Origin of the sequence: Rhodanobacter humi, from assembly GCF_041107455.1 — a bacterium.
GTDB lineage: Bacteria > Pseudomonadota > Gammaproteobacteria > Xanthomonadales > Rhodanobacteraceae > Rhodanobacter_A.
Map to the genome: position 1 here is coordinate 3,195,937 of NZ_JBGBPY010000001.1, position 21,671 is coordinate 3,217,607.

Annotated in this window: 23 protein-coding genes; 14 read left to right on the forward strand and 9 right to left on the reverse strand. The window is 68.0% G+C overall.

Going from position 1 to position 21,671, the window contains the following annotated elements; all coding sequences use genetic code 11:
- Positions 1-37: 37 nt before the first annotated feature.
- The gene (locus AB7878_RS14235) at positions 38-883 is read right to left on the reverse strand and encodes a helix-turn-helix transcriptional regulator (protein ID WP_369494985.1); all 846 of its coding nucleotides are present in this window, start codon (positions 881-883) and stop codon (positions 38-40) included.
- A complete protein-coding gene (locus AB7878_RS14240) occupies positions 876-1,466 on the reverse strand; it encodes an N-acetylmuramoyl-L-alanine amidase (RefSeq protein WP_369494986.1) in 591 nt (196 codons plus the stop codon). Before AB7878_RS14240 ends, AB7878_RS14235 begins: the two co-directional genes overlap by 8 nt.
- A 63-nt stretch (positions 1,467-1,529) precedes the next feature.
- On the opposite strand from AB7878_RS14240, the gene AB7878_RS14245 reads away from it, so the two are divergent.
- The 3 genes from AB7878_RS14245 to AB7878_RS14255 all read left to right on the forward strand — a co-directional run bounded on the left by AB7878_RS14245 (position 1,530) and on the right by AB7878_RS14255 (position 4,752).
- Positions 1,530-2,048, forward strand: a complete 519-nt coding sequence (locus tag AB7878_RS14245) for an alpha/beta hydrolase (protein ID WP_369494987.1) — start codon at positions 1,530-1,532, stop codon at positions 2,046-2,048.
- The gene (gene rlmKL / locus AB7878_RS14250; RefSeq protein ID WP_369494988.1) at positions 2,045-4,231 is read left to right on the forward strand and encodes a bifunctional 23S rRNA (guanine(2069)-N(7))-methyltransferase RlmK/23S rRNA (guanine(2445)-N(2))-methyltransferase RlmL; all 2,187 of its coding nucleotides are present in this window, start codon (positions 2,045-2,047) and stop codon (positions 4,229-4,231) included. Before AB7878_RS14245 ends, rlmKL begins: the two co-directional genes overlap by 4 nt.
- A gap of 83 nt (positions 4,232-4,314) precedes the next feature.
- A complete protein-coding gene (locus tag AB7878_RS14255) occupies positions 4,315-4,752 on the forward strand; it encodes a hypothetical protein (RefSeq protein WP_369494989.1) in 438 nt (145 codons plus the stop codon).
- A gap of 71 nt (positions 4,753-4,823) precedes the next feature.
- Here AB7878_RS14255 and AB7878_RS14260 read toward each other — a convergent pair whose 3' ends face one another.
- Both AB7878_RS14260 and AB7878_RS14265 read right to left on the reverse strand, forming a co-directional pair.
- Positions 4,824-5,273 (reverse strand): DUF6491 family protein, encoded by a 450-nt coding sequence (locus AB7878_RS14260; RefSeq protein ID WP_369494990.1) that lies wholly within the window; start codon positions 5,271-5,273, stop codon positions 4,824-4,826.
- 152 nt (positions 5,274-5,425) lie between these two features.
- The gene (locus AB7878_RS14265) at positions 5,426-6,919 is read right to left on the reverse strand and encodes a S10 family peptidase (protein ID WP_439653829.1); all 1,494 of its coding nucleotides are present in this window, start codon (positions 6,917-6,919) and stop codon (positions 5,426-5,428) included.
- A 181-nt stretch (positions 6,920-7,100) separates the two neighbouring features.
- Between AB7878_RS14265 and AB7878_RS14270 the strand changes: the two genes are divergently transcribed.
- The 5 genes from AB7878_RS14270 (at position 7,101) to AB7878_RS14290 (ending at position 12,142) form a co-directional block, all read left to right on the forward strand.
- On the forward strand, positions 7,101-7,937 hold the full coding sequence (locus tag AB7878_RS14270) for an SAM-dependent methyltransferase (RefSeq protein ID WP_369494992.1): 837 nt from the start codon (positions 7,101-7,103) through the stop codon (positions 7,935-7,937).
- Between the two features lie 55 nt (positions 7,938-7,992).
- Positions 7,993-8,298 carry a hypothetical protein gene (locus AB7878_RS14275; RefSeq protein WP_369494993.1) on the forward strand — a complete coding sequence of 102 codons (306 nt, stop codon included), beginning with the start codon at positions 7,993-7,995 and terminating at the stop codon, positions 8,296-8,298.
- Between the two features lie 109 nt (positions 8,299-8,407).
- Positions 8,408-10,090: a GGDEF domain-containing protein gene (locus AB7878_RS14280; protein ID WP_369494994.1), complete on the forward strand. Its 1,683-nt coding sequence runs from the start codon at positions 8,408-8,410 to the stop codon at positions 10,088-10,090.
- A gap of 77 nt (positions 10,091-10,167) precedes the next feature.
- On the forward strand, positions 10,168-10,350 hold the full coding sequence (locus AB7878_RS14285; protein ID WP_369494995.1) for a hypothetical protein: 183 nt from the start codon (positions 10,168-10,170) through the stop codon (positions 10,348-10,350).
- Between the two features lie 70 nt (positions 10,351-10,420).
- Positions 10,421-12,142 carry a tetratricopeptide repeat-containing diguanylate cyclase gene (locus AB7878_RS14290; RefSeq protein ID WP_369494996.1) on the forward strand — a complete coding sequence of 574 codons (1,722 nt, stop codon included), beginning with the start codon at positions 10,421-10,423 and terminating at the stop codon, positions 12,140-12,142.
- Positions 12,143-12,228: 86 nt separating this feature from the next.
- Here the strand turns inward: AB7878_RS14290 and AB7878_RS14295 are convergent, their stop codons facing one another.
- Complete coding sequence (locus tag AB7878_RS14295; RefSeq protein WP_369494997.1) at positions 12,229-12,645, reverse strand: FKBP-type peptidyl-prolyl cis-trans isomerase; 417 nt, start codon at positions 12,643-12,645, stop codon at positions 12,229-12,231.
- A 90-nt stretch (positions 12,646-12,735) separates the two neighbouring features.
- Entirely contained in the window at positions 12,736-14,598 is a 1,863-nt protein-coding gene (locus tag AB7878_RS14300; protein ID WP_369494998.1) for a 3'-5' exonuclease, read from the reverse strand.
- A gap of 271 nt (positions 14,599-14,869) precedes the next feature.
- Here AB7878_RS14300 and AB7878_RS14305 point away from each other — a divergent pair, with 271 nt between their 5' ends.
- From AB7878_RS14305 to AB7878_RS14315, 3 genes are read left to right on the forward strand one after another with little or no spacing between them, the layout of a single operon-like run.
- Positions 14,870-15,949 (forward strand): 3-deoxy-7-phosphoheptulonate synthase, encoded by a 1,080-nt coding sequence (locus AB7878_RS14305; protein ID WP_369494999.1) that lies wholly within the window; start codon positions 14,870-14,872, stop codon positions 15,947-15,949.
- Positions 15,950-15,990: 41 nt separating this feature from the next.
- Positions 15,991-16,266: a GNAT family N-acetyltransferase gene (locus AB7878_RS14310; RefSeq protein WP_369495000.1), complete on the forward strand. Its 276-nt coding sequence runs from the start codon at positions 15,991-15,993 to the stop codon at positions 16,264-16,266.
- Positions 16,263-16,949: a DUF1345 domain-containing protein gene (locus tag AB7878_RS14315; protein ID WP_369495001.1), complete on the forward strand. Its 687-nt coding sequence runs from the start codon at positions 16,263-16,265 to the stop codon at positions 16,947-16,949. The genes AB7878_RS14310 and AB7878_RS14315 overlap by 4 nt, the downstream gene beginning before the upstream one ends.
- Before the next feature lie 183 nt (positions 16,950-17,132).
- Here AB7878_RS14315 and AB7878_RS14320 read toward each other — a convergent pair whose 3' ends face one another.
- Positions 17,133-17,615, reverse strand: coding sequence for a YajQ family cyclic di-GMP-binding protein (locus tag AB7878_RS14320; protein WP_369495002.1), 483 nt, complete (start codon positions 17,613-17,615; stop codon positions 17,133-17,135).
- Positions 17,616-17,857: 242 nt separating this feature from the next.
- Between AB7878_RS14320 and AB7878_RS14325 the strand changes: the two genes are divergently transcribed.
- The gene (locus tag AB7878_RS14325; protein WP_369495003.1) at positions 17,858-19,036 is read left to right on the forward strand and encodes a BaiN/RdsA family NAD(P)/FAD-dependent oxidoreductase; all 1,179 of its coding nucleotides are present in this window, start codon (positions 17,858-17,860) and stop codon (positions 19,034-19,036) included.
- Between the two features lie 108 nt (positions 19,037-19,144).
- On the opposite strand, the gene AB7878_RS14330 is transcribed toward AB7878_RS14325, so the two are convergent.
- Together AB7878_RS14330 and AB7878_RS14335 are read right to left on the reverse strand one after the other, a co-directional pair.
- On the reverse strand, positions 19,145-19,600 hold the full coding sequence (locus AB7878_RS14330) for a YaiI/YqxD family protein (RefSeq protein ID WP_369495004.1): 456 nt from the start codon (positions 19,598-19,600) through the stop codon (positions 19,145-19,147).
- Complete coding sequence (locus tag AB7878_RS14335) at positions 19,597-20,478, reverse strand: PhzF family phenazine biosynthesis protein (protein ID WP_369495005.1); 882 nt, start codon at positions 20,476-20,478, stop codon at positions 19,597-19,599. The genes AB7878_RS14330 and AB7878_RS14335 overlap by 4 nt, the downstream gene beginning before the upstream one ends.
- Positions 20,479-20,601: 123 nt before the next feature.
- Between AB7878_RS14335 and AB7878_RS14340 the strand changes: the two genes are divergently transcribed.
- Both AB7878_RS14340 and AB7878_RS14345 read left to right on the forward strand, forming a co-directional pair.
- Complete coding sequence (locus tag AB7878_RS14340) at positions 20,602-21,207, forward strand: rhomboid family intramembrane serine protease (RefSeq protein ID WP_369495006.1); 606 nt, start codon at positions 20,602-20,604, stop codon at positions 21,205-21,207.
- 81 nt (positions 21,208-21,288) lie between these two features.
- Positions 21,289-21,657, forward strand: a complete 369-nt coding sequence (locus AB7878_RS14345) for a hypothetical protein (RefSeq protein WP_369495007.1) — start codon at positions 21,289-21,291, stop codon at positions 21,655-21,657.
- Positions 21,658-21,671 lie beyond the last annotated feature (14 nt).

Here is a 21,671-nt window from a genome sequence, read left to right on the forward strand (position 1 = left end):
GGAGACCATGGGCCGCTGTCGGCGGCTGTCAGGATCTTTAGCTCTTCGCGGTACCCGGGGGCAGCGTCGCCTGGCGGAACTCGCTGGGCGTGCGCCCATAGGCCTGGCGGAACGCGGCGCTGAAGTGGCTGTGGCTGGAGAAGCCCAGGTCCAGCGCCAGCGCGGCGACATCTTCGCAGTCGGCCACCAGGTCCAGCGCGCGTGCCAGGCGCAGGCGCAGGTGGTAGCGGTACAGCGGCAGGCCCTCGACCTGCTGGAAGGCCTGGGTGAGGTAGACCGGCGAGCCGCCGACTTCCGCCGCGATCTCCGCCAGCGTCCAGCGCCGGGTGAGGTCGCTGGCCAGCAGCAGCTTGGCCCGGTCCACCAGCCGTTGCCGTGCGTGGGTGGCGCCGGGCGCGCGGGTGGTGCGTGGGCCGAGGCTGCGGCATACCAGGGTCAGGGCCAGGCTCTCGGCTTCCAGTGGCTCGATGGCACCGTTGTGCAGGCTGTGGCGCAGCAGCGCCACCAGCACCTGGGCGCGCTCGTCGATGCGCAGCGACTGGCCGTGGAACACGGGGATGTCGCGCCGCTGCAGCAGCTCGGCCGGCGCCAGTTCGCGCAGCAGCGGCTGCGAGATCGACAGCGACAGGCAGGCGTCGCCGCCGGTCGCGGGATGGCTGACCTGATAGCCCTGGCCGGCATTGAAGAACAGCACATGGTTGGCGTCGGCCACCGACTGCGTGTTGCCCACGTGGCGCAGGAACAGGCCGCGGTAGGGAAACACGAGCTGGGTGGCGCTTGCGCATTCCTCGGCACTGCGATGGCGGCACTCGCCACGGCAATGCACGTCGTGCGCCGAGACAGTGGCCGACTGCAGCAGCGGCTGGACGGTGAACTCAGGCATGCGGCGCGAGCCGGGGCGAGTTCGGTGCGGTCTGGCGAAGCCGCTCCAGGCCGCAGGCGGGGACGATGGCGTCCCACGGGAACAGCGGGCCGGGATCGAGCTTGCGCGGCACGGTCCGCGCGGGGTCGTCACTGGCCGCCACCCGGGCGGTGTCCAGGTCCTCGTGGCCGGCGATCTCGTGCAGGCCCGGGAATTCCTCGCGCAGTTGCGCCAGCAGCGCGCGCAGGGCATCGATCTGCGCGGCAGGGTAGGGCTCGGTCATGGTCTGACGGCGCGAGTCGAACCAGTCGGGGTAGCGGCCGGTGTTCACCAGTTCGATGCCGATGGACTGCGGGTTCCAGCCGCGCACGTGGTGCGCCACGCGGGTGCCGGGCACGTAGCGGTACGTCGTGCCGTCGCGGTCGACGTAGTAGTGGCCGCTGTTGCCGGCGCCGCTGTCGTACAGCACCTTCTCGCCGTACTCGCGGGCCGTCGCGAGGTCGGGCAGCTCGGTGCAGTGGATCACCACCAGGGTCACCGCGGCAGCGGGGCGCTCGGGCAGTTTCGCGGCGTAGGGCAGGGGCTGGTCATGGATGGTCGGCATGCGCGAAGTCTCGCACGGTGGCCGGTTATCATGGGCGCCTTGCAGCCCGTACCGGAGACCGCCATGCGCGGCCAGATCATTCTTTCGCACGGTTCGGATTCCGGTCCGGGCGCCACCAAGATCAGCGCGCTGGCCGACTGGGCCGAGGCGATGGGCTGGCGCACGCAGCGGCCGGATTTCCGCGTGCACGACGGCCACGGTTACGCCGCGGCGGTCGCGCCGCGCGTGGCGCAACTGTGCGAGGTCATCGCCGCCTGCGAGTCGCCGCCGGTGCTGGTGGGTTCCAGCATGGGCGCGTTCGCCTCCGCGCTGGCCTCGCTGGAAGTGCCGGTCGCGGCGCTGTTCCTGCTCGCCACGCCGCCGGCGATCCCCGGCTGCGCGCAGGCGCTGGAGCTTCGGGCCAACGTGCCCACGCTGCTGGTTCACGGCTGGCGCGACGAGCTGTGTCCGGTGGAAGGCGTGCAGGCCTTCGCCGCGCGTCGCCGGCTGCCGCTGCTGCTGCTGGACGACGACCATCGCCTGCTGGCCAGCATGGACACGATCGCCGCGCAGTTCGGCATCCTGCTGGGGGCGCTGGCATGAGCCGTTGGTTTGCCACCTGCCCGAAGGGCATGGAATACCTGTTGCGCGACGAACTCGTGCAGCTCGGCGCGACGGAGGTGCGCGAGGCGCTGGCCGGCGTGCATTTCGAGGGCCCGCTGGCAACCGCCTACCGCGCCTGCCTGTGGTCGCGACTGGCCAGCCGCATCCTGCTGCCGCTGGTCGAGTTCGATGCGGCGACGGACGAGGCGCTGTATGCCGGCGTGCAGGCGATCGACTGGTCCACGCACCTCGCCGCGCATGCCACCCTGGCGGTGGATGCGCACACCGCGCTGAGCAAGCTCACGCACAGCCAGTTCATCGCCCAGCGGGTGAAGGACGCCGTAGTCGACCAGTTCCGCCAGCAGGGCGGCACCCGTCCCGGCGTGGACACCGACGAACCCGACGTGCGCCTCAACCTGCGCCTGAAGCGCGATCGCGCCACGCTGTCGCTGGATCTCGCCGGCAGCCCGCTGCACCGCCGCGGCTGGCGCGAGGTGCAGGGCGAGGCGCCGCTGAAGGAGAACCTCGCCGCGGCGATGCTGCTGCGTGCGCGCTGGCCGGAGGTCTACGTGCAAGGTGGCGCCTTGCTCGACCCGATGTGCGGCTCCGGCACCTTGCTGGTCGAAGGCGCGCTGATGGCCGCCGACGTGGCGCCGGGCTGGCGCCGCGACTATTACGGCTTCCTCGGCTGGCAGCAGCACGACCTCGCGCTGTGGCGCAGCCTGCTGGACGAGGCGCGCCAGCGCGCCGAAACGGGGCTGAAGGCCTTGCGCCCCTGCTTCTTCGGTTCGGACGCCGATCCGCGCATGGTGCAGACCGCCAAGCGCAACGCGCAGGGGGCCGGCGTGGCCGGCTTCCTCGTGCTGGAGAAGCGCGACGTGGCGCATGTCGAGCCGCCGGCCGGTGTGGAGCGCGGCCTGGTCATCACCAATCCGCCCTACGGCGAGCGGCTGGGCGAGCGGGCGCAGATGCCCGCGCTGTACCACGCGCTGGGCGAGCGCCTGCGCACGCAGTTCCCCGGCTGGCGCGCCGCCGTGCTGGCGGGCGACGCGGAACTGGGCCGTGCGCTGGGCCTGCACGCGGAAAAGAAGTACGCGCTCTACAACGGCGCGCTGGAAACCCAGCTGCTCACGTTCGAGATCCGCGCGCGCGACGAAGCGCCGCGCGAGCCGAAGCCGCTCTCCGCCGGCGCGCAGATGCTGAAGAACCGGCTGGAGAAAAACCTCAAGCACCTGCGCAAGCGGCTCGTGCGCGAAGGCATCGCCTGCTGGCGTGCCTACGACCAGGATCTGCCCGAGTACGCCGCCGCCATCGACGTCTACGCGAAAGACGGTGGCGAGCCGTGGCTGCACGTGCAGGAATACCGTGCGCCGGCCGAGGTGCCTGCCGAGACGGCGCGCATTCGCCTGCGCGAGACCGCCCGCGTGGCCGGCGAGGTGTTCGCGGTGCCGCGCGAGCGCATCGCGATCAAGACTCGCGAGCGCGGCAAGGGTGGCTCCAAGTACGGCCAGTTCGACCAGCGCGGCGAGTTCGTCGAAGTGGACGAGGGCGGGTTGAAGTTCCTGGTCAACCTCACCGACTACCTCGACACCGGCCTGTTCCTCGACCATCGCCTGGTGCGCGCCAGGCTGCGCGAGCTGGCGGCGAACAAGCGCTTCCTCAACCTGTTCGCCTACACGGCCACCGCCAGCGTGTATGCGGCGGCGGGCGGCGCGAAGGACACCACCAGCGTCGACCTCTCCGCGACGTATCTCGACTGGGCCTCGCGCAATCTCGCACTCAACGGCTTCACCGGCGCGAAGCACCGGCTGATGCAGGCCGACGCGATGGCTTTCCTGCGCCAGGATCGCGCGCACTACGGGCTGATCTACGTCGACCCGCCGACCTTCTCCAATTCCAAGCGCGCCGAGGATTTCGACGTGCAGCGCGACCACGCGGCGCTGCTGGACGCCTGCGGCGAGCGGCTGGCGAACGACGGCGTGATCGTGTTCTCCAACAACTTCCGGCGCTTCAAGCTGGACGAGGCGGCGCTGGCGGAGCGTTTCGATATCGAGGACTGGAGCGCGGCCAGCATCCCGTTCGATTTCGCCCGCCGCGCCGACATCCACGGTTGCTGGCTGTTGCGGCCGAAGCGGGCGCCGGCCGCGGCCAATCCATGGGATGCGTCACGGATCAAACGCTGAGGTTTTGCTTATAGGAATCGCTTCAGTAGGCATTAAGTGCCTCGGACTCAGCATCCATACCGCAATCAACGGAGGTGCATCTCATGTCCAAGCGCAATGTCGGCAAGTGGATGGCGATCGGTCTGGCCGTGGCCGCCGCGGTGGCGATGCCGCTGAGCGCCTCCGCGCACGATCACGATGGCTGGGGCCATGGTGGCGGCTGGGGCCATCACGGCTGGCACGACGGCGGTTGGGGACGCGGCGGCTATCACGGCGGCTACTACCGTCATGGCGGTGGCTACTGGAGCGGCGGCCGCTGGATCGCCGGCGCGATCGTCACCGGCGTGGTAGCTGGCGTGGTCAGCGACGCACTGGCGCCGCGGCCGGCTTATTACGCCCCTGCCCCGGTGGTCTACGGCCCCCCCACGGTGGTTTACGAAGACGCGCCGGTAGTGACGCGCCGCGTGGTGACCCGTACCGTGATCTACGACAACGGCTACCCCACGCGCTATGTGCGTGACGATGGCGACGACGGCGATTGATCGTCGCCGACCGCCCAAGCCAAAGAGCCCGGCAATGCCGGGCTCTTTTCGTTTGACCGGGCGTAGCGGATTCAGGGCTTGAGCGGCTGGTCGGCGCCGCTGCCGCTGCGGCTGGCGTGCGCGCTGAGCTTGTCGAACTCGGCCTTGTCGATCTTGCGCACCGACTGGATAGGGCAGGGCGGCTGTTGCAGCGCGCGCACCGATTCGCCGGCTTCGCCGCAAATGCTGAACGGGATCACCGCCTGGTTCGCCGGATTGGAGTGGAACAGCAGGGTGGGCGGCCCGTAGCTCAGCCGCGGGCAGGCGACCTGCAGCTTCACCAGGTAGCGGTCGGGGCCGGTGCGCACGGTGACGGTGCGCGGATCCACGATGTGCCATTCGTTGATGCGGTCGGTGCGCAGGCAGTCGGCGACCGGGCGCAGCGGAGTGTAGGCGGGGGCTTTGGATTTCGTCTGGGCGGACGCGGCGTTCGCGGCGACCGCGAGCGAGAGCGCGAAAAGACCGGTCAAGGCGGGTTTCATGGGTACACCTCATCAGCGGATGTGGCGGGTCGCGGTGGTGCGCCATGGCGACACCGTGCGCAATCATCGGCCGGTTGGGTGGCACGGGATGTGAACGAAAAGCGGCCCTCTCCCCCGGCCTCTCCCCCGCGAGCGGGGGAGGGGAGAAAGGCTCAGTGCACGCCGTACAGGCTCTTCACGTCGCGCAGCAGGTCGGCCTGGCTGTCCGGGCGGGCGTAGAACATGTGGCCGCCGGGGTATTCCTTCACCTGCACACGGGTGGGGTCGCCCATCGCCGGCATCTGGTCGACGATCAGCACCGAGGCCATGAACGGGCAGGAGAGGTCGTCCCAGCCGTGGGCGATCAGCACGCGCAGGCCAGGGTCGTTCGCCACCGACTCGCGCAGCTGCTTGGTCGAACCGAGCCGGGCGTCGTCGTCCTCGTGCCACAGCCGGCCCACCTCGTAGCTCAGCGCGTTGTAGCGGCCGTCGTATTTCCAGCCCACGGTCCGGGTCACGAAGTTCACCATCGCCGTGGTGGTGGGGGCGATGATGCCGTTGAGGATGGGGTCGCCCGAGCGCTGGTGCGGCGCATAGGGGAACGGGTCCCACGCGGTGACGTTGGAGTCGTAGCGGCTGCCCAGCTTGCCCTCGGCGCGGTACACCTCGCGCAGGTAGGCCTGAGTCTCGATTCGGCCGCCGGAGCGCTTCACGAACAGCGGGTCGAGGCCGGTGAGCTCGGCGACCTTGTGGATCATCGCCTCGGTGGCGGCCGGGTTGGCGCGACCCTGCATCAGCGTGGTGGCGTAGGTGGAGCGGGTGTAGTCGATGATAGTCTGCATCGCCGCGGCCGTGAGCTTGTGTTCGCGCTCCAGGTGGGCGGCGGCGATCGAGGGCAGGGTGAGCATCCACGGCAGCGGCGACACGTTCTCGTCGTCCGAGGCCGCCGGGTCGAGGTAGGGCGACAGCAGCACCACGCCGTTCATCGCCACGCCGAGCCGGGTCTGCAGGTAGTCGGTGATGCGCGGGCCGCGGAAGCCGCCGTAGCTCTCGCCCACCAGGTACTTGCGCGACTCCATGCGGCCGTTCTTCACCAGCCAGTCGTAGACGATGCGCGACAGGTACTGGATGTCGCTGTCGGTGCTGTAGAACTGCTTGGTCGCTTCCTTGTCGTCCACCAGCGCGCGGCTGAAGCCGGTGCCGACCGGGTCGATGAACACCAGGTCGGTGAAGCCCAGCCAGGTGCCGGGGTTGTCGTGCAGCGTCGCCGGGTCGGACGGGTTGTCGCCTTCCACGCCGAACTTCACCTTCTTCGGGCCGATCGCGCCGAGGTTCAGATACACCGACGAGGCGCCGGGGCCGCCGTTCAGCGCGAACGTCACCGGACGGTTCTTGCCCGGCATCGTGTAGGCGGTGAACATCACCTGCGCGATCACCTTGCCCTTCTCGTCGCGTACCGGCAGCGAACCCACCGTGGCGGTGTACTTCAGGGTGCGGCCGTCCGCCGTGGTGGACTGTGAGACATGCGCGTCGGCGGGGAAGGGCGGCAGTTGGAAGCCGTCGCTGACGCCCGGTGCCTCCGCCGCGGCGGGCGGCTTGCTGTCGGCGGCCAGCGCCGAGTGGTGGAATCCGGCCAGCAGCAGGGCTGCCAGCAAGCTCGTCTGCAGCGGCTTGCGCACGGGTCTTTCCTCGCGGGGGCAAAGCCCCAAGCCTAGCGAGCCGGGGCAGCGCGCAACCGTGCCTGAAGGCATGGATTGGCACGGGGCGTGCTTCCGGTGGTTGCGGATGCGGGCGGGAATTTCGTTCGTCGGGCGCTGGCGCCGCCCGGACTTGCCCTATCATCGCGCGATGCCATCAGCCGCCCTGCCATCCCTGCACGACACCCGCCGCGGCAGCCTGAGCTGCGTGGGCCTGGGCATGACCCTGGGCTCCCACCTCACACCGCTGGCGCGCAGCCATATCGAGCAGGCGGATGTAGTGTTCGCCGCGCTTTCCGACGCCATCGCGGAGGAGTGGCTGAAGCGCATGCACCCGGACGTGCGCAGCCTGCAGCCCAATTACGCCGAGGGCAAGCCACGCATCAAGACCTACCGCGAATGGGTGGCACTGATGATGGCCGAACTGCGTGCCGGCAAGCGCGTCTGCGGCGTGTTCTACGGTCACCCCGGCATCTTCGCCTGGTCGCCGCACAAGGTGATCGAACAGGCGCGCGCGGAAGGCTACGAGGCGCATATGGAACCGGGCATCTCCGCCGAGGACTGTCTGTATGCCGATCTCGGCATCGATCCCGGCACTTACGGCTGCCAGCACTTCGAGGCCAGCCAATTGATGTACTGGGAGCGGCGCATCGACCCCGCGGGCTACTTGGTGCTGTGGCAGGTAGGGATCATCGGCAACCGTTCCGTGGGACGCTTCGACATCGGGCCAGCCTACCGCGCCTTGCTGGTGGAGCGACTGGGCCAGGACTACCCGCCGGATCACGAGGTCATCATCTATCGCGGCGCCACCCTGCCCATCGAGCACCCGTGCATCCAGCGCATCACCTTGCGCGAGCTGGTCGATGTGCCGTTGACCGCCGAGGAAACCGTGGTGCTGCCGCCGGCTGTGACCTTGCAACCGAACCGTGCCATGCTTGATCGGCTGCAAGCGCTGGATGCGAAGAGGCGGGAAGCTACGGCGGCCTGAAGCGGGACGGTGCGGTACATTGGTGCCGCCCGAACAAGGGGACAAGGGGAACAACATGAGCGATACGATCAAGTTGCTGGAGACCATCGGCAGCGATGCGTCGCTGCGTTACGCGTCGGCCGACGAGCTGAACGGGGTGCTGAAGCACGCGCAGGCGAGTGTCGAGCTCACGATGGCGGTGACGACAGGCGACTGTGCGACGCTGCGTGTGGAACTGACTGTCCAGGGTATGCCCCACTTCCCCCAGACACAGGTGCCGGGCCAGGAAGACGAAGAAGAAACTGACGTTCCGCAACCGGAGCCGCAGCCCGCCCCTTCCCCGTCACCTTCTCGCGTCAAGCGGGCTCGTCGCGCAGAATAGTGACCGACGTAGCGACATGTCGCGGGGATCGAGCAACCTGTATCGATGGGCCGCATGCACGGCCCTTATCAGTTGCCTGTGTGGCAGGGCTAGCCTTGCCACAACCTCTATGGCTGTCCCAGATGCCTTCCTCACGCAAACCGAGGCGCTGCAACTCACGGATCACCCGCGATTCCTTCAGCAGCTGGCCCAACTCAACGGAAAAGCCTCGCAACTGACGCCAGAGCAGCAATGGCATCTGAGGTTCATGAATGCTTGGGAGGCCATGTACGAAAGTGACTACGCCAAATCGGGGGCGCTGTTTCAGGACGTCATCCAGCATTCCGGCAATCCGTACTTGGCTGATTACGCATCTGCGTTGCTGATGAGTCAGTTTGGCCTTACCCGGCATTACACCGAGGCATTCGAGCTGGCTAATCGCCTCGCAGCTCGCTTGCCGCAGATCACGGATGCGAAAGTTCACCTCAAATTGTTGCTGAACCTTTCGGCATCGCTAGGTCTGGCCGGCCAGACCGATCTGGCCATCCGTTACGCCCAGATGGCGATGTCCGCTGTTCCTGTTGGTGGGAGTCGGTGCTATCCCGCATCCATGATGGCTGAGGCGCTCTATTACGGTCATCGGCTCAAGTCCAACAGTCCGGAGTTGCTGCAGGCCGTGGCGGACTGCCCCGCGGCCAAGGAGCCGGTGTACAACGCGAACCTGCAACTCACGCTCGCTGACCTGTATGTGCAGGAAAGGCGGCCCCGCAAGGCACTAACCCTGCTCGACCGGGTTGAGCCCAACCTCGATATCCTGGGCGATGCGTCCTACAAGTTGACGGCCATGTTGATCAGGGCGCAGGCGCTGGCCGCGCTGGGCGACGATGCTGTTGCCAAGAAAGTGGCCTTGGTCGTGGTTGCGCAGAACAAATCGGGCGATTTCGATGCGTGGCTGAAAGACACCTACGAAGTGCTTTATCGTATAGAGAAGAAACAAGGTCATGCCGCCGCTGCACTCGACTACTACGAGAAATACGCTGCGCTGGACAAGGCCTACCTCGACGATGTCAATGCGCGCGCGATGGCCTACGAGACGGTACAGCAGCACGTGCTGGCGCAGAAGCTGGAGACGGAGAACCTGAGCCGGCAGAACGCGCTGCTGCGCATGCGGCAGACGCTGGATGCCAAGACGGCCGAGACCAACCGGCTGTACCTCGCCCTGCTGCTGATGGCGCTGGCCTTTGCCGCGCTCTGGATGTTCCGGATCAAGCGCTCGCAGCTGCGTTTCAAGAAACTGTCCCACCTCGATGGCCTGACCACGGTGTTCAACCGCCAGCATTTCATGGGCGAGGTGGAGCGCACGCTGCGCCTGCTGGAGAAGCGCGCCGGCACGGCTTGCCTGGTCTTCATCGACCTGGACCACTTCAAGCGCATCAACGACACCCACGGCCACGCCATGGGCGACGAGGTGCTGCGCCAGGTGGTGGTGGTGGGCAAACAGCAATTGCGCCCGGCCGACCTGTTCGGCCGGCTGGGTGGCGAGGAGTTCGGCATTCTGCTGGTGGGCTGCTCGCACGGGCAGGGCATGGCCATCGCCGACCGCATCCGCCACGCGGTCGAGGCGACGAAGGTGGAGTGCGAGGGCACCGTCATCGCGATCTCCACCAGCGTGGGTCTGGCCTGCACCGGCGTCTGCGGCCACGACCTGCGGCGCCTGTGCCGGGAGGCCGACGCCGCGCTGTACCGCGCCAAGCGCGGTGGGCGCAATCGGGTGGAAGCTGGCGCCGAGGACAGCATTCCCATCGCGATCTGAGCGGCGCGGTCGCGGGGCGGCGGGTGCGTACACGCTTGCCTGTCGCCGGCGTTATGATCGCGAAAACGGGGGGCATCATGGAAACGATGGAATCGCCGGAAGCGATCGGCACCACTGCGCTGCGGTGCAGCGCTCCGGGTAGCGGGATGGCGGACGTGTCGGTGCCGCCCGGCTTCGTGCAGCGACTCGTGGACGGCGGCGCCAAGCCGGTTGGCGATCCCCGGATTCCGGGTCAGGGCGCCCCGGCGCTCCGGCGTTAATCCGGACGGCATGTACTCGCGATCGGGCAGCTTGCGGTCATGGCTCGCTTGGGCGGGCCTGGCGGGTTGCGTGTTCTGGCAGGTGGGGCTTGCCGTCGACGCCGTCGCCGATCCTTCCGCCCTGCTCAAGCAGACCTGGCCGTTGCCGGTGACGGATCATCCGCGGTTCGTCCGCCAGCTGGCCCAGCTCAATCAGGTGGCTTCCCGGCTGGCGCCGGACGAACAATGGCAACTGCGCTATCTGGACGCGTGGGAGGCCATGTACGAAGGCCAATACGCCAAGTCGGAGGTGCAGTTTCGCGACATCATCCAGCACTCCAGTGATTCGCGCATGGCCGACCGTGCGGCAGCCATGTTGGTGAGCCAGTACGGAATCACCCGGCACTATACGGAGGCATTCGAACTGGCCAATCGCCTTGCGGCGCGGTTGCCACAGATCACGGATGCCAAGGTCCGCTTCATGGTGACGCTGAACCTGTCGCAGTCGCTGGGCCTGGCTGGGCAGACCGATTTGGCCATCCGCTATGCGCGCATCGCGATGGGTGCCATCCCGGCCGGAGATGGTCCGTGTTATCCCGCCGCCAGTCTGGTCGTGGCACTCGAGACCGGCCATCGGCTCAAGTCGGGCAGTCCGGAGTTGCAGCAGGCGCTGGCGGCGTGCCCGGCGGCCAAGGAGCCGGTTTACAACGCCAACCTGATGCTCACGCTCGCCGATCGGTACGTGCATGAGGGCCAGTCGCACCGGGCGCTTGCACTGCTCGACCGGATCGCGCCCAGCGTCGAAGCCAACGACTATGCCCCGAACAAGCTGTCGGCCCTGATAAGCAGGGCGCAGGCGCTGGTTGCTCTTGGCGACGACGATGGTGCCCGGAAGGCGGCCCTCGCCGTGGTCGCCGCGGGAAAGCCGGGCGATATCGACGACTGGCTGAAAGATGCCTACAAGGTGCTTTACCGCATCGAGAATCGGCAGGGCCACGCCGCCGCCGCGCTCGATTACTACAAGAAGTACGCCGCGCTGGACAAGGCCTACCTCGACGACGTCAGTGCGCGTGCGATGGCCTATCAGACGGTGCAGCAACACCTGCTGGCGCAGAAGCTCGAGACGGAAAAGCTGGGGCGGCAGAACGCGCTGTTGCGCATGCGGCAGACGCTGGACACCAAAAAGGCGGAAGCCAACCATTTGTACCTGGCGCTGCTGCTGATGGCGCTGGCTTTCGCCGCGTTGTGGATGTTCCGGCTCAAGCGCTCGCAGCTGCGTTTCAAGAAGCTGTCCCACCTCGATGGCCTGACCGCGGTGTTCAACCGCCAGCATTTCATGGGCGAAGTGGATCGCATGCTGCGTTTGCTGGAGCGGCGCGCGGGCGCAGCCTGCATGGTCTTCATCGACCTGGACCACTTCAAGCACATCAACGATACCCACGGCCATGCCATGGGCGACGAGGTCTTGCGGCACATCGTCGCCGTCTGCCGGAAGCACTTGCGTGCCGTCGACCTGTTCGGTCGCCTCGGCGGCGAGGAGTTCGGCATCCTGCTGGTCGAGTGCTCGCGCGGGCAGGGCGTGGCGATTGCCGAACGCATCCGGCTCGCCATCGAGATGGCCAAGGTGGAGAGCGACGGCGTGGCCGTCGGGATATCCACCAGCGTGGGCCTGGCCTTTACCGATACCTCCGGCTACGACTTGCAGCGCCTGTGCAAACAGGCGGATGCCGCGCTGTACCGCGCCAAGCGGAGCGGGCGCAACTGCGTGATGGTTGATGATGAGGGCGATGCCGACCGCCTTGCGGCGGTTTGACGTGCTGCGGTAGGAGCGCACCCTGTGCGCGAATGCTTTTGCTCCGATCAGCACCAGCGCATTCGCGCACAGGGTGCGCTCCTGCCTCAATGCACGCTCACCAGTTCCACGTCGAACACGAGTGTGGCGTTCGGCGGCACGGCGTCGCCGGCGCCGCGGCCGCCGTAGGCCAGCCGCGCAGGGATGATGAGGGTGCGCTTGCCGCCCACGTGCATGCCGCGGATGCCCTGGTCCCAGCCCTGGATGACTTCGCCCGCGCCCAGCGTGAAGCGGATCGGTTCGCCACCCTGCGTGCTGTCGAATTCCTTGCCGTGGTGGTCCGTCGCGCTCGCGTCGTACAGCCAGCCGGTGTAGTTCACCTGCACCACGTCGCCGTCGTTCGCCACCGCGCCGCTGCCGACGACCTGATCGATCTTCTGCAGCTGGGTGACGTCGTCCGCGGCGAACGCGGGCAGGATGCAGGCGGCGAGGGCGAGCGTGGCGACGAGCAGCAGGCGGCGCATGCGATGGATTCCCCGAGAATGGTGCGCGCAGTCTAGTGGGGAAGCTCCTGTTCACCCCAGCCCTCTCCACAGGCGAGCCGGGGAGGGGGCTTACCGCGCCAGCTGCGCCTGCACCTCGTTGATCGAGTCGCGGATGCTCTTGGAGAACATCGAGTCGAGGTGGTGGATCAGCACCAGCCGCTCGGTGGCGCGGGTCATTGCCACGTAGAGCAGGCGCGCCTCGTCGACCTCGCGCTGGTTTTCGCGCGGCAGCGAGCCGAGGCCTGGGATGATCACGAACGGAAATTCCAGGCCCTTGCAGGAGTGCATGGTGAGCAGCTTCACGCTGTCCTTGACCACGAACAGCGCCTGCTTGCCGTTTTCGTCGGCGAGGCTGGAGGGAATGGCGAGGCGCTCCAGCGCATCGTGCAGTTTCTCGCCCTCCCAGCCGGCGCGGTAGATCACTGCCATCTCGCCCCAGGGGCGGCCGTGGGCGTGCTCGTCGCGCAGCTGGGCAATCAGCGCATCGAGCTGGGCGGCGGCGGTATCGGTGCGGATCAGCTCGGGCAACGGGCCGCGCCGGCCGGCGCTTTCGGGGGCGATCAGCGGCACGCCGTCGTCGTCGTCGCTGCGCGCGGCGAGCAGTTCGCCGGCGAAGTTGCGCGCCACCGCGAGGATCTCCAGCGTGTTGCGGTAGTTGAGCTTGAGGATGGTGGTGCGGCCCTGCGCCTGCACGCCCAGGCTCTTCCAGCTCAGCTTGCGGCGGCCGGCCTTGCCGTAGATGTTCTGCGCGTCGTCGTACAGCACCAGCAGCGAGTTGGTGGCCGGGTCGATCATCTGCACGATCAGCTTGTACCAGTCCGGTTCGAAGTCGTGGCCCTCGTCGACCAGCACGGCGCCGTACTGGAAGCGCGGGATCTGCTCCTTGTCCACGCCTTCCATCACCCGCTCCACCATCGCCTCGAAGAAGTGCTCGCCCTTGGGCGGCAGCGCCACGTGGTAGCTGGTGAGCATGCGGTGGCACCAGCGATGGAAGTTGTAGACCTGCACCTTGTCGGCCAGGCCGCGCTCGCCGATCAGCTGCTCCAGCCGCGCCGCCAGCGTCTTGTTGTAGCAGAGCACCAGGATCGGCCGGCTCAGCGACTGCGCCAGCTGCATCGCGCGGAAGCCCAGGATCATGGTCTTGCCCGAGCCGGCCACGCCGTGGATGACGCGATGCTCGTCGCCCAGCGAACGCGCCAGCTGCTCCTGCTGGGCGTCCATCACCTTCACCAGGTCGGGGATCTCCAGCGCGCGTGCGTCATGGCCTTCGGCGGCGAACAGGCCGAACTGGCCGCTGCCCGGCTCCACGCGGATCTCGGGGAACAGGTGCCAGCGCACGCGGTCGATCTGCGGCAGAGTGAGCGCCACCGGGAACACCTGCGGGAACATCGCCCACAGCCGTTCCTGGAAGGCCTCGCTGTCCACCGTCTCGTACAGCTCGTCGCGGCAGATCGCCAGGTGCGCCGGAATCACCGCCTCCAGCCCGCCTTCCTCGAACTGCTTGCGCGTGAGGTTGGCCAGCACAGCACCCCAGGCCCACGGCATCACCAGCTTGCCGGCATGGCGATGGCCTTCGGGGTAGCGCAGCGCCGGATCGCGTTCCAGCACCACGCCGATCTCCAGCGCATAGGCGCGCGCCTGCAGCAGCGGGTTCGTTTCCTTCGCCAAGCCGCGTTCGGTGACCAGGGTGAACTGGGTCGTGTCGGCATGGCGGATGGTGTCGGCCTTCCAATCCTTCACTTCCAACACCAGCAGGCCGCGGCACGGGTGGAACACCACGAAGTCGGGGCGGCGCTGCTTGAGGCCGATCGGCACGTCGTACCAGAGCAGGTAGTCGTCTTCGAGCTTCTGTTCCAGCCGTTCGGACACGCGCTTCTCGCCGCCGGTCATCCGTGGCAGGCAGCTGTTGCGGGTGGGTATGAGCGTGGCCAATGGCGTCCCCTGGTCGGTTCGCGGGAAGTTAGCGGAACCGGTGGATATGCGCAAAAGGACTTTGCACGCGCCGAAAGCCTGTGCTATCACTGACTTCCCATGACCCACACCGCCCGCCAGTATTTTTGGTTTTATGGCTATCCGAAGCCGCTGGCGGAGGCATGGGTGCGTTTGGTCTGAAGTCCTGAAATCCCATCCCGAAAGCCGCCAGCAACCCAGGCGGCTTTTTTCATGGCCGCCGCTGGCACCCCACCCGAGGAAAGCCGCCGCCATGCCCCAGTCCGCCACCGACGATCTGCGCATCCGCACGATCACCCCGCTCGCCACGCCCGCCGAGGTGATGGACGAATGCCCCGCCACGCCCGCCGCGCTCGCCACCGTGGGCAACGCGCGCACGGCTCTGCACCGCATCCTCGCCGGCAGCGACGACCGCCTCGCGGTGGTGATCGGCCCGTGCTCCATCCACGACCCGCGCGCCGCGCTGGAGTACGCGCAGCGGTTGGCGGCGCAGCGCGAGCGCCTCGGCGGCGAGCTGGAGATCGTGATGCGGGTGTACTTCGAGAAGCCGCGCACCACGGTGGGTTGGAAGGGGCTGATCAACGACCCGGACCTGGACGGCAGCTTCCACATCCGCAAGGGTCTGCGCGTGGCGCGCCAGCTGCTGTGCGACATCAACGCGCTGGGCGTGCCGGCCGGCAGCGAGTTCCTCGACATCATCTCGCCGCAATACCTCGCCGACCTGGTGGCCTGGGGCGCGATCGGCGCGCGCACCACCGAAAGCCAGGTGCATCGCGAGCTGGCCTCGGGGTTATCTTGCCCGGTGGGCTTCAAGAACGGCACCGACGGCAACGTGAAGCTGGCGGTGGACGCGGTGCAGGCGGCCGCGCATCCGCACCACTTCCTCGCGGTGACCAAGCAGGGCCAGGCCGCGATCGCCGCCACCAGCGGCAACCGCGACTGCCACGTGATCCTGCGCGGTGGCAAGGTGCCGAACTACGACGCCGCCAGCGTCGAGGCCGCTTGCAGCGCGATCGCCAAGGCCGGCCTGCCGGCGCGGGTGATGATCGACGCCAGCCATGCCAACAGCGGCAAGAACCCGGACAACCAGCCGCGCGTGATCGCCGACATTGCCGCCCAGCTCGAGGCGGGCGAGTCGCGCATCGTGGGCGCGATGGTGGAAAGCCACCTCGTCGCTGGCCGCCAGGACCTGGTGGATGGCCGTCCGCTGACCTACGGCCAGAGCGTCACGGATGGCTGCATCGGCTGGGACGACTCGGTGCGCGTGCTGGAGCGGCTGGCTGCCGCGGTGCGTCGGCGCCGCGAGCTGGCGGAGGACGAGATGGCGGCCTGACGGCGGCGGTATGCTTGGCGGCATCGTCCACGGAGATCGCCATGCAGCTCGACATCCAGCACAACCGCGCTGCGCAGCGTTTCGAGGTGGAGGTGGAAGGCGCACACTGCGTGCTCGACTACACGCTCGCGGAAGGCGGCATGGCGATTACCCATACCGAGGTGCCGCCACCGGCCGGCGGTCGCGGCGTGGCTGGCGAACTGGTGCGCACGGCGCTGGATTTCGCCCGCGCGAAAGGCTGGAAGGTGGTGCCGCTCTGCTCGTATGCCGAGGCCTGGATGAAGCGGCATCCCGACTACGCGGATCTGCGCGCATGAGCGGCGAGGCATCCGGCACCAACGGCGCGTCGAAGCCGCCGCGCTGGCGGCCGTTCCGCTACGTGACGGCGCGGCCGCGGCTCAGCGCCTCGTTCGTGATCTTCGTGATCGCCGGCGCCGTGCTGATCGCGCTGGGCCTGCGCGTGGCCACCGCGATCCTGCTGGGCTTCGACCTGGCCGCGGTGATCTACCTGCTGGCACTGGCGCGGCTGTTCAACCGGTCCACGCCCTTGCACATGCGCCGGCAGGCGAAGGCGCAGGACACCGGGCGCTGGGGCGTGCTGTGGAGCGCGGTGGTGCTCTCCGGCGTGGTGCTGGTGGCGCTGGGCACCGAACTGCACGCGGCCAAGGGCGGCGGCCTGCCCGCATTGGGCGTGGGCGCGCTCAGCGTGGTGCTGAGCTGGCTGTTCCTCAACATCATGTTCGCGCTGCACTACGCGCACGGCTTCTACGGCGACTTCGGCGAGAAGCACTCCGGGCTGGAGTTTCCCGACACGCCGAAGCCCGACTACTGGGACTTCGCCTACTTCGCCATCGTGATCGGCATGACCTTCCAGGTCTCCGACGTGCAGATCAGCAGCCGCTACCTGCGCCGCGTGGCGCTGCTGCACAGCGTGATCGCGTTCTTCTTCAACGTGTTCATCATCGCGATCACGGTGAACATCGTGGCGGGGATGGGGTAGGGCCACGGATGGCCCGTGCGCCAGCCAAGCGCATGCGCTTGGCTGGCGGAGCCGAGTCCGGCTGCGCCGGACTCGGCGAGTCGGGAAAGTGCAGGAAGCACTTTCCCGACATTCGACAAGGCTTCGGCTCGAATGCTCCTGTCTGTCGCTGCCACGGCTGGGATGAGCGAAGCCGAAGCTCCCTCAATCGCGGAAGTTGTCGAACTGCAGCGGCAGCTCCACCTCGGCCTTGCGCAGCACCGCCATCGCGGCCTGCAGGTCGTCGCGCTTCTTGCCGGTCACGCGCAGCTTGTCGCCGTTGATCTGCGCCTCGACCTTGAGCTTGGCCTCCTTCAGCGTGGCCACCAGCTTCTTCGCCACCGGCTGCTCGATGCCCTGCTTCACGGTGATCTTCTGCCGCGCGCCGGCGAGGTTGGTTTCCACCTCGCCGATGTCCAGCGCGCGCACGTCGATCTTCCGCGAGATCAGCCGCCCGCGCAGGATGTCCAGCATCTGCTGCAGCTGGAAATCGCTGGGTGCGCTCTGGGTGATGACGAAGTCGTCCAGCACGTATTTCGCGTCCTGACCCTTGAAGTCGAAGCGGTTCGCCAGCTCGCGGTTGGCCTGGTCCACGGCATTGGTCAGTTCGTGCTTGTCGACTTCGGAGACTACGTCGAAGGAGGGCATGGCGGCGGCTCGCGGGTGAATGAGGCGGAAAGTGTAAGCGATGCGGCTGGGCGATAATGCCGCGTTCTCAAGCCCGTCATTCCGGCGCAGGCCGGACAAGCGCGAAGCGCGCAGAACGCCCGAAGGGCGGCCCCGCAGGGGCGAGCGCAGCGAGTCATCCAGTGCCTTGGCTTGCCATTGGCCGCTGGATTAGCCTGCGCCGGGATGACGAATGATGCGGTGCTCGGCAGGCAGGTGATGGCGTGAAAACGGATGTACTGATCGTCGGCGCCGGCGCCGCGGGCCTGATGTGCGCGATCGCCGCGGGCCGGCGCGGGCGTCGCGTGCTGGTGGTCGACCACGCGAACAAGCCGGGCAAGAAGATCCTGATGTCCGGCGGCGGGCGCTGCAATTTCACCAATCTCGGCGTTACGCCGGCAAATTACCTCAGCGCGAATCCGCACTTCGCCAAGTCCGCACTGGCGCGCTACACGCCGTGGGATTTCATCGCATTGGTGGAAAAGCACGGCATCGCGTACCACGAGAAGGAACTGGGCCAGCTGTTCTGCGACGAGTCCTCGAAGCAGATCGTGCGCCTGCTGCTGGACGAATGCGCCGCGGTGGGCGTGCGCGTCGAGACCGGTTGCGGCGTCGAGCGCGTGCGCAAGACGGACGAGGGTTTCAGCGTGCTCACTGCGCACGGCGAGGTGCACGCCGAGTCGCTGGTGGTGGCCAGCGGCGGCTTGTCGATCCCCAGCATGGGCGCCAGCGGTTTCGGCTACGAGCTGGCGCGCCAGTTCGGCCATGCGGTGCTGCCTGTGCGCGCCGCGCTGGTGCCGCTGACCCTGAGCGGCAAGCACCAGGAGCATTACGCCGACCTCGCCGGCGTGGCCCTGCCGCTGGCCGAGGCGCGGGTGGGCAAGCGCGCATTCCGCGCGGGCCTCTTGTTCACCCATCGCGGCCTGAGCGGCCCGGCGATCCTGCAGATTTCCTCGTACTGGCAGCCGGGCGACGAGCTGCGCCTCGATCTCGCACCGGACGCGGAACTGGGCGACTGGCTGCTGGCGCAACGCGCCGCGCGTCCGGCGGCCGAGCTGAAGAACGTGCTGGCCGACGCGCTGCCGAAGCGTCTCGCACAGCGCCTGTGCGAGTTGTGGTTTGAAAGTCGCCCCATGCGCCAGTACCGCGACGCCGAGTTGCATGAGATCGGTCGGCAACTGCACGACTGGCCGATCATCGCCAGCGGCACCGAGGGTTACCGCACCGCCGAGGTGACCCTGGGCGGTGTGGACACCGACGGGCTCTCGTCCAGCACGATGCAATCGAAACTCGTGCCCGGCCTGTACTTCATCGGCGAGGTGGTCGACGTCACCGGCTGGCTGGGCGGCTACAACTTCCAGTGGGCCTGGGCGTCGGGCCACGCGGCGGGCGAGGTAGCCTGAGCCCGTAGGCGCACCCTGTGCGCGATTGCTTTGTGTTTCGATCAAGGCAAAAGCAATCGCGCACAGGGTGCGCTCCTACACATGGGCCTTGCAGGCGGGAATAGCGCGTCAGCGTTTCCGCTGCGCCAGCCACCGGTCAAGCTGGTTCGCAAAGGCTTGTTTGTCGCGCGCATGGAACGCGGCGTGGCCGCCGGTGTCGACGCCGGCGCCGCGCAGCTCGTCCATGAAATTGCGCATGGAGAGGCGCTGGGCGATGGTGTCGGGGGTGTGCAGTTCACCGCGCGGATCCAGCGCCAGCGCGCCCTTCTCGATGACCAGCGCAGCCAGCGGAATGTCCTGGGTCACCACCAGGTCGCCGACGGCGACGCGGCGCACGATCTCGTGGTCGGCCACGTCGAAGCCGCCGGGCACCTGCACGGCGCGCACATGGCGCGAGGGCGGGGTGCGCAGGTACTGGTTCGCGACCAAGGTCACGCTGACCTGCTCGCGTTCGGCGGCGCGGAACAGGATCTCCTTGATCGCCACCGGACAGGCGTCGGCGTCGACCAGGATCTGCGCGCTCACGCCGCGTTCCAGTCCAGCGCGCCGTCGATGATGGTGTGGCTGCGGCCGCCGATCCACACCGTGCCATCCACAATGTGGGCGACGAGCTGGGCGTCGTGGCCGATCTCGCGGCCCTGGCTCACCACGTAGCCGCCGGCCAGTGGGCCGTGCGGTTCAGCCTGCGCGACGTACGCGGCGATCAGGCCGTTGGCGGCGCCGGAGGCTGGGTCCTCGATGATGCCCACGCCGGCAGGGAAGGCGCGCACCACCAACTGGTAGTCGGGGTGTGCGCTGCGTGCGAACGCGCACAGACCCATGCTGTCGCTGGCGTGGGCCAGTGCGCCGATCGCGCTGTGGTCGGGTTGCCAGGCGCGCAGCGCGGCTTCGCTCTCCACCTCGGCCAGCCACCAGCGGCGCCCGCCGTCGACCAGGGCGGGCGGCAGCGTGCCGGCGCCGATGCCGGCCAGCGCGGCGGCGAGCAGCGGGTGCGCGTCGCGGCCGGTGCGCAGCACGCGTTCGCCGGGCGATTTCAGCAGCAGACGGCGCTGCGGGCCCGTACCCTCCACCCGGATCGGCAAGACGCCGGCGCCGCATTCCTGCCACAGCAAGCCGTCGACGTGCTGCGCCAGTCCGCATGCCAGCGCGGCGTGCGCGCTGCCCACGCTGGGATGGCCGGCGAACGGGATTTCCTTGTGCGGGGTGAAGATGCGCACGCGGTAGCTGGCGTCGCTGGTGGCGGGCGGCAGCAGGAACGTGGTTTCGACCAGGTCGGTCCAGCGTGCGAAACGCTGCATCGCCTCGCCGCTCCAGTGCTCCGCGCCGATCACCACGCCGAGGTGGTTGCCGCCGCCGTGAGTGGCGGCAAAGACGTCCAAATGCAGGTAGCGCAAAGCGGGCATGACGGCGGGATTCGTGGGGGAGCGCGCATGATAGCCGCGTTGGCCCGGGGTGGCGCGGATTCGACAAGCGGCCATGCTGCCGCCAAGATGCCGCCACCTCATCGCCCGGGCGCGGAAACGTTCATGCCGATCACCCTCATCATCCTCGCGGTCACCTGCATCGTCTCGTTCATCGCGTTCAGCAACAGCCGGCTGATGAACGACCTGATCCTGTGGCCGCCGGCGATCAGCCGCCATCGCGAGTACCACCGGCTGGTGACCTACGGCCTGGTGCACGCGGATTTCGGCCACCTGCTGTTCAACATGATCACGCTGTTCTTCTTCGGGCGCGTGATGGAGGGCTTCTACGCCAGCCAGCTGGGTACGTTCGGCTTCGCGCTGTTCTACCTCGGCGCGCTGGTGGTCTCGATCCTGCCCACCTATCTCAAGAACCGCAGCAACCCGAACTACCGCAGCCTGGGCGCCTCGGGTGCGGTGTCGGCGGTGCTGTTCGGCTACATCCTGCTGGCGCCGTGGTCGCGCATCATCGTGTTCGTGATACCGATGCCGGCGATCGTCTACGCCGTGCTGTACACCGGTTACTCGATCTACATGGACCGGCGCGGGCAGGACAATATCAACCACAGCGCACACCTGTGGGGCGCGGCCTACGGCGTGCTGTTCACCGTGCTGGTGAACCCGCGGGTGCTGCCGCATTTCCTGGATGCGCTGCTGCAGCCGCGATTCTGACTGCGCGCCGGCGGCGGCATCAGCGCCGGTTCAAGCGGGCGGGCGCAAGCTGGCGCCATCGTCTCCGATGGAGGCTGTGCCATGAAACGCCTGCTCAGCGGTTTCGTCCTCGTCGCGCTCGCCGCGCTGCTGTCGGGTTGCTACTACGATCCGGGCTACAGCTACGTGCGGGCCAGCCCGTATGCCGGTCCGGCCTATTACGGCAACGGCGTGGTCTACGGAGACGGCTACTACGTGGCGCCGGGGTGGTATGGGTACGGGTATGACGGCTGGTACGGCTGCTGCTATGCACCGGGCGTGACGATCGGCGGCGTGTGGTACGGCGGCCGGGGGTATCGCCACTATCGCGGCGGCAACTGGCATGGCAGCGGCGGTGGCCATTGGCACGGTGGCGGCGGCAACCATGGCCGCTGGAGCGGCCATGGCAGTGGCGGCGACCATCATCACTGAGTCCCGTCCCGCCG

Bases quoted from the DNA above. Each gene is read 5' to 3' on its own strand.
- AB7878_RS14235 (WP_369494985.1), bottom strand. From the start codon at position 883: ATGCCTGAGTTCACCGTCCAGCCGCTGCTGCAGTCGGCCACTGTCTCG.
- AB7878_RS14240 (WP_369494986.1), bottom strand. From the start codon at position 1,466: ATGCCGACCATCCATGACCAGCCCCTGCCCTACGCCGCGAAACTGCCC.
- AB7878_RS14245 (WP_369494987.1), top strand. From the start codon at position 1,530: ATGCGCGGCCAGATCATTCTTTCGCACGGTTCGGATTCCGGTCCGGGC.
- rlmKL (WP_369494988.1), top strand. From the start codon at position 2,045: ATGAGCCGTTGGTTTGCCACCTGCCCGAAGGGCATGGAATACCTGTTG.
- AB7878_RS14255 (WP_369494989.1), top strand. From the start codon at position 4,315: ATGTCCAAGCGCAATGTCGGCAAGTGGATGGCGATCGGTCTGGCCGTG.
- AB7878_RS14260 (WP_369494990.1), bottom strand. From the start codon at position 5,273: ATGAAACCCGCCTTGACCGGTCTTTTCGCGCTCTCGCTCGCGGTCGCC.
- AB7878_RS14270 (WP_369494992.1), top strand. From the start codon at position 7,101: ATGCCATCAGCCGCCCTGCCATCCCTGCACGACACCCGCCGCGGCAGC.
- AB7878_RS14275 (WP_369494993.1), top strand. From the start codon at position 7,993: ATGAGCGATACGATCAAGTTGCTGGAGACCATCGGCAGCGATGCGTCG.
- AB7878_RS14280 (WP_369494994.1), top strand. From the start codon at position 8,408: ATGGCTGTCCCAGATGCCTTCCTCACGCAAACCGAGGCGCTGCAACTC.
- AB7878_RS14285 (WP_369494995.1), top strand. From the start codon at position 10,168: ATGGAAACGATGGAATCGCCGGAAGCGATCGGCACCACTGCGCTGCGG.
- AB7878_RS14295 (WP_369494997.1), bottom strand. From the start codon at position 12,645: ATGCGCCGCCTGCTGCTCGTCGCCACGCTCGCCCTCGCCGCCTGCATC.
- AB7878_RS14305 (WP_369494999.1), top strand. From the start codon at position 14,870: ATGCCCCAGTCCGCCACCGACGATCTGCGCATCCGCACGATCACCCCG.
- AB7878_RS14310 (WP_369495000.1), top strand. From the start codon at position 15,991: ATGCAGCTCGACATCCAGCACAACCGCGCTGCGCAGCGTTTCGAGGTG.
- AB7878_RS14315 (WP_369495001.1), top strand. From the start codon at position 16,263: ATGAGCGGCGAGGCATCCGGCACCAACGGCGCGTCGAAGCCGCCGCGC.
- AB7878_RS14320 (WP_369495002.1), bottom strand. From the start codon at position 17,615: ATGCCCTCCTTCGACGTAGTCTCCGAAGTCGACAAGCACGAACTGACC.
- AB7878_RS14335 (WP_369495005.1), bottom strand. From the start codon at position 20,478: ATGCCCGCTTTGCGCTACCTGCATTTGGACGTCTTTGCCGCCACTCAC.
- AB7878_RS14340 (WP_369495006.1), top strand. From the start codon at position 20,602: ATGCCGATCACCCTCATCATCCTCGCGGTCACCTGCATCGTCTCGTTC.
- AB7878_RS14345 (WP_369495007.1), top strand. From the start codon at position 21,289: ATGAAACGCCTGCTCAGCGGTTTCGTCCTCGTCGCGCTCGCCGCGCTG.